At 73.6% G+C, this 5088-nt stretch carries 3 protein-coding genes and 1 pseudogene; 3 read left to right on the top strand and 1 reads right to left on the bottom strand.

The window, feature by feature from the left end:
- A partial coding sequence (locus tag ABD308_RS07825) for an MMPL family transporter (RefSeq protein WP_344329686.1) occupies nucleotides 1-2204 on the bottom strand: 2204 nt, incomplete at its 3' end.
- A gap of 460 nt (nucleotides 2205-2664) precedes the next feature.
- On the opposite strand from ABD308_RS07825, the gene ABD308_RS07820 reads away from it, so the two are divergent.
- The 3 genes and pseudogenes from ABD308_RS07820 to ABD308_RS07810 all read left to right on the top strand — a co-directional run.
- A complete protein-coding gene (locus tag ABD308_RS07820; RefSeq protein WP_344329685.1) occupies nucleotides 2665-3789 on the top strand; it encodes a DegT/DnrJ/EryC1/StrS family aminotransferase in 1125 nt (374 codons plus the stop codon).
- A gap of 52 nt (nucleotides 3790-3841) precedes the next feature.
- On the top strand, nucleotides 3842-4786 hold the full coding sequence (locus ABD308_RS07815) for an NAD-dependent epimerase/dehydratase family protein (RefSeq protein ID WP_344329683.1): 945 nt from the start codon (nucleotides 3842-3844) through the stop codon (nucleotides 4784-4786).
- A gap of 15 nt (nucleotides 4787-4801) precedes the next feature.
- Nucleotides 4802-5088: pseudogene (locus tag ABD308_RS07810) on the top strand (hypothetical protein); the annotation flags it as partial.

The raw sequence follows: 5088 nt of genomic DNA, 5'->3' as shown, positions 1-5088 counted from the left end.
GGGCCGCCGGCCCCGGCGGCCTGGGCCGGGAGGGCGGTCTGGAGCTTGGCGCCCTCGACGTCGACGTCGGGGATGATCCGCTCCAGCTTGGCCGGCAGCCACCAGGCGCGGCGGCCGAGCAGGACGAGCACGGCCGGGACGATCGCCATCCGGACCACAAAGGCGTCGAAGGCGACGGCGGCGGCCAGGCCGAGGCCCATCATCTTGATCATCGGCTCGCTCATGCCGATGAAGCCGGCGAAGACGCTGATCATGATGAGCGCGGCGGCGGTGACCACCCGGGCGTTGTGCCGGAAGCCGGTGACCACGGCCTCACCGGGCTCCTCGCCGTGCACGTAGGCCTCCCGGATGCGGGTGACCAGGAACACCTCGTAGTCCATCGCCAGGCCGAAGACCACACCGATCATGAAGATCGGCATCATGCTCATCACCGGGCCGGTCTGCTCGACACCGATCAGCTCGGCGAGCCAGCCCCACTGGAAGACCGCGACGACGGCGCCGAGCGCGGCGACCACCGAGAGCAGGAACCCGACGGCGGCCTTGACCGGCACGAGGATCGAGCGGAAGACGACCAGGAGCAGCAGCACCGCGAGGCCGACGACGACCGAGAGGTAGGGCAGCAGGGCGTCGTTGAGCTTCTGCGAGACGTCGATGTTCATCGCCGTCGCACCGCTGACCAGGACCGTCGCGCCGGTCTCGGCCTTCAGGTCGGGGGCCTTGTCACGGATGGCGTGGACCAGATCGGTGGTCTCGGCCTCGCTCGGGCCGGTGGCCGGCATGGCGGTGACCATCGCGGTGTCCCCGGCCTGGTTGAAGACCGCGGGGGTGACGGCGACCACGCCGGGCAGCGCCTTCACGGTGTCGCCGACCTTCTGGGCGGCGGCCTTGGGGTCGGCCGCGCCCTTGGCGTCGACCAGCACGGTCAGCGGGCCGTTGAAGCCGGGACCGAAGCCCTCGGAGAGGTGGTCGTAGGCACGGCGCTGGGTGGTGGAGGTGGGCTTGGCCTCATCGCCGGGCAGGCCGAGGCGCAGGTCCAGGGCCGGCAGGGCGAGGACGCCGAGGCCGACCACGCCGAGGACCAGCACGGCGACCGGGCGGCGCAGCACGAAGCGGGCCCAGCGGGTGCCGCCGTTGGGGCGGTCCGCACCGGCCGCGGCGGCGGCGTGGCCGCCCCTGCTCGCCTTGCGGTCCTTGCGGGACAGCGCCTTGCGGCCGAGGAAGCCGAGCAGCGCGGGGACCAGGGAGAGCGCGACCAGGACGGCGATCACCACTGTGCCGGCCGCGGCCATGCCCATCTTGGCGAGGATCGGGATGCCCACCACGGAGAGGCCGGCCAGCGCGATGATCACGGTGAGTCCGGCGAACACCACGGCCGAGCCGGCGGTGCCGACGGCGCGTCCGGCGGCCTCCTTCGGCTCGTGGCCGTCGAGGAGCTCGGCGCGGTAGCGGGAGACGATGAACAGCGCGTAGTCGATGCCGACGGCGAGGCCGAGCATCATCGCGAGGGTGCTGGTGGTGGTGGACAGGCCCAGGGTGCTGCCGAGCGCGGTGATCAGGCCGATGCCGAGGCCGACGCCGATCAGGGCGGTGAGCAGCGGGAGTCCGGCGGCCAGCAGCGAGCCGAAGGTGATCACCAGCACGACGGCGGATATCGCCATGCCGATCGCCTCGGCGGAGCCGCCCGCCTCACCCATCTCCATCAGCGCCGTGCCGCCGATGTCCACGGTGAGACCGGCGTCGCGGGCGTGCTGGGCGGAGTCCTTCAGCGTCTCGGTCGCGGTCTCGCTGACCTTGCCCGGCTTGACGCTGTAGTTGACCGTCGCGTAGGCGGTGGTGCCGTCCTGGGAGACCGCGCCGGCCTTGAACGGGCTGGTCGCGCCGACCACCTGCTCGCTCTGCGCGAGCTCGGCGACCGTCTTCTCGACCGCCTGCTGGTGCTCGGTGGCGGTGATCTTCTGACCGGACGGGGCGACGAAGACCAGCCGGGCCGACGCACCGTCGGACATCGCGCCGGGGAAGCGCTCGTCCATGAGGTCGAAGGCCTTCTGCGCCTCGGTGCCGGGCATGGCGAAGCCGTCGTCGGGGGCGGCCGGCGCCTTGGCGGCCAGCACCCCGACGGCGGCCAGCACGGCGACCCAGAGCAGGGTCACGAGCCGGCGCCTGAGGAAGGACCATCGGCCCAGGCGGTAGAGGAAAGTGGCCACGGGAGAGCGGACTCCTTCGGATGGCGGGCGGGAAAGGGTGCCGGGCGGCGCGTTCGACCGGAAGGCCGGGTCGCCCGGAGCATGAACATCCTGCGTCGACGGGGGTCTCCTCGGCGTCGGCCCTGTGCAGGCAATTCGGGGTAATGCGGACGCAGCAGCGCGGCCCCGGACGGACTACTCCTGGAGGCGGAGACCGGGCGCCCGGCTCCGACCTGCGGCCGAGGGGTGACCCTGGTGCCGCCGGGGCGGTCCCGGTGCGGCCGCGGCTGCGGCGCGGGTCACCCGGGCGGAGGTGCGGACGGGCCGCGGACCGGCGGGCGAAGTAGCGTGATGTGCCTGGCCCGGGTGATTCGTCCAGGTCCATCCAGATATGTCCGTCCAGATGTGCCCACGAGGGCCCCTGTGGCCCCAGGCCCGTCCCCAGCCCGTCCCCAGCACGTCCCGCAGCCGGAGGTGGCCCATGGGCGTTCCCGCCGCCCGCATCGTCTTCGACGACAACGACCGCGCGGCCGTCGCGGAGGCCGTGAGCGAGATGCTCGCCACCGGCGCGCTCACCCTCGGCCCCTGGACCGAGCGGTTCGAGCAGTCCTTCGCCGCCGAGCACGGCGCCGAGCACGCGGTCGCCGTCGCCAGCGGCACCGCCGCACTGGAGATCGTCCTGCGCGCACTGGACGTCCGCGGCCGCGACGTGGTCGTCCCCGCCGTCACCTTCTACGCGACCGCCGGCGCCGTGCTGCACGCCGGAGGCCGGCCGGTGATCGCCGACGTGAACCCGGCCACCCTGGCGCTCGGCCCGGACACCCTGGAGGCCGCGCTCACCCCCGACACCGCCGCCGTCGTCCTGGTCCACATCGGCGGGCTGATCACCCCCGAGGTGGACGCCCTGCGCGCGATCTGCGACGCCCGGGGCGTCCCGCTGGTCGAGGACGCCGCGCACGCGCACGGCAGTGCCTACCAGGGGCGGGCCGCCGGCACCTTCGGCCTGGCCGGCGCCTTCTCCTTCTACCCCACCAAGGTCACCACCAGCGGCGAGGGCGGCATGATCCTCACCGGGTCCGCCGAACTGCGCGACGAGGCCCGCATCCACCGCGACCAGGGCAAGGGCTCCTTCACCACCAACCACCACGTCCGGCTCGGCGCGTCCTGGCGGATGAGCGAACCCAACGCCGCCATCGGCACCGTCCACCTGCGCCGGCTCAAGGAGTTCGTGGAGACCAGGCGCCGGGTCGCCCAGCGGTACGACGCCGCGCTCGGCGCGCTCGACGGGCTGGAGCCGGTCACCGAACCGGCCGGCTGCCGGAGCAACTACTACAAGTACGTCGCCCTGCTGCCGCGCGGAGTGGACCGGGCCGCCTTCAAACGGGCGGTCGCCGAGGAGTACGACGTACGGCTCTCCGGCGAGGTCTACGACCTGCCGCTGCACCTCCAGCCGGTGCTCGCCCCCTACCGGCGCGGCGCCCTGCCGGTCGCCGAGGACGTCTGCGCCCGGCAGATCTGCCTGCCGGTGCACTCCGACATGACCGAGGACGAGACCGACCTGGTCATCGAGGCGGTGAGCGCCGTCCACCGCCGGCCGGCCGGCTGACACGGCGCCGGGAGAACGAGGAAGGCCGGGAGAACGAGGAAGGGAGAACACCGTGCGGATAGCGGTCACCGGGGGATGCGGATTCATCGGCTCACACGTCGTCGACCGGCTGCTGGCCGCCGGGCACGAGGTGCTCGCGGTGGACACCACCGACAAGTACCTCAACCCCGACGCCGACCACGCCCGGATCGACGTCCTCGACCTGCCCGCGCTCACCGCCGCCCTCGACGGCTGCGAGGTCGTCTTCCACCTGGCCGCACAGGCCGACGTCGAACGGGTCGCCGCCGACCCGGTCGGCGCCGTGCGGGCCAACATCGACGGCACCGAGACCGTCCTGGAGGCGGCCCGCCGCAACGACCTCAGCCGCACCGTGCTCGCCAGCACCGTCTGGGTGTACGGCGCCGCGCTCACCGAGGCCGCGCTCGACGGCGAGGAGCAGGAGCTGGACGAGCACGTGCCGATCGACCTGGAGCACAGCGGCCACCTGTACGTCGCCACCAAACTCGCGGCCGAGATGCTCGTGCACAGCTACCGCCAGCTGTACGGGCGGCACTTCACCATCCTGCGGTACGGCATCCCGTACGGGCCGCGGATGCGGGACGAGCTGGTGGTCGCCCGCTTCGTGCAGGCCGCGCTCCAGGGCCGGCCGATCACCATCGCGGGCGACGGGCGGCAGAGCCGCAACTTCGTCTACGTCGAGGACCTCGCCGACGCGCACGTCCGGGCCCTCTCCCCCGCCGCCGAGGACCAGACCTTCGCGCTGGAAGGCTCCACCGCCGTCTCCGTCCGGGACATCGCCGACACCGTCGACGAACTGCTCGGACCGGTCACCATCGAGCACATCGAGGCCCGGACCGCCGACTACGCCGGCCGCCGGATCTCCGCCGCGCAGGCGAAGCGACTGCTGGGCTGGTCGCCGCGGACCAACTTCGTCGAAGGCGTGCGGCGGTACGCGGACTGGTACCGGGCGGAGGCCGCCCCCCGGCCGGGCGCCTGAACCGGGGGCCGGGCGGTGCCGCACGCGCTCCTGGTCTCCGGCTCGCTCGGCCAGGGCCACGACGTGATGGCCCGCGCCTGCGCGGACTCCCTGGAGGCCCGGGGCTGGACGACGGCCACGGTCGACGCGATGGCCCTGCTCGGGCAGCACGCGGGCACCGCCGGGGAGGCGGTGTTCCGGCGGCTGCTCGGCCTGCCCGGCCTCTACGACGCGTTCCACTTCTCGGCACTGCGCCCCGGCGCCCGGATCGCGCTGCTCGCCGACGCGGCGGCGCGGCGGCGGCGGGTGGCCCAGAGGGCGCA

It is taken from the genome of Kitasatospora putterlickiae (assembly GCF_039527695.1).
Taxonomy (GTDB): Bacteria; Actinomycetota; Actinomycetes; order Streptomycetales; family Streptomycetaceae; genus Kitasatospora; species Kitasatospora putterlickiae.
This window is presented reverse-complemented; position numbering and strand designations above follow the sequence as displayed.

Coding starts and splice junctions, on each gene's coding strand:
- ABD308_RS07820 (WP_344329685.1), top strand. CDS start 2,665: ATGGGCGTTCCCGCCGCCCGCATCGTCTTCGACGACAACGACCGCGCG.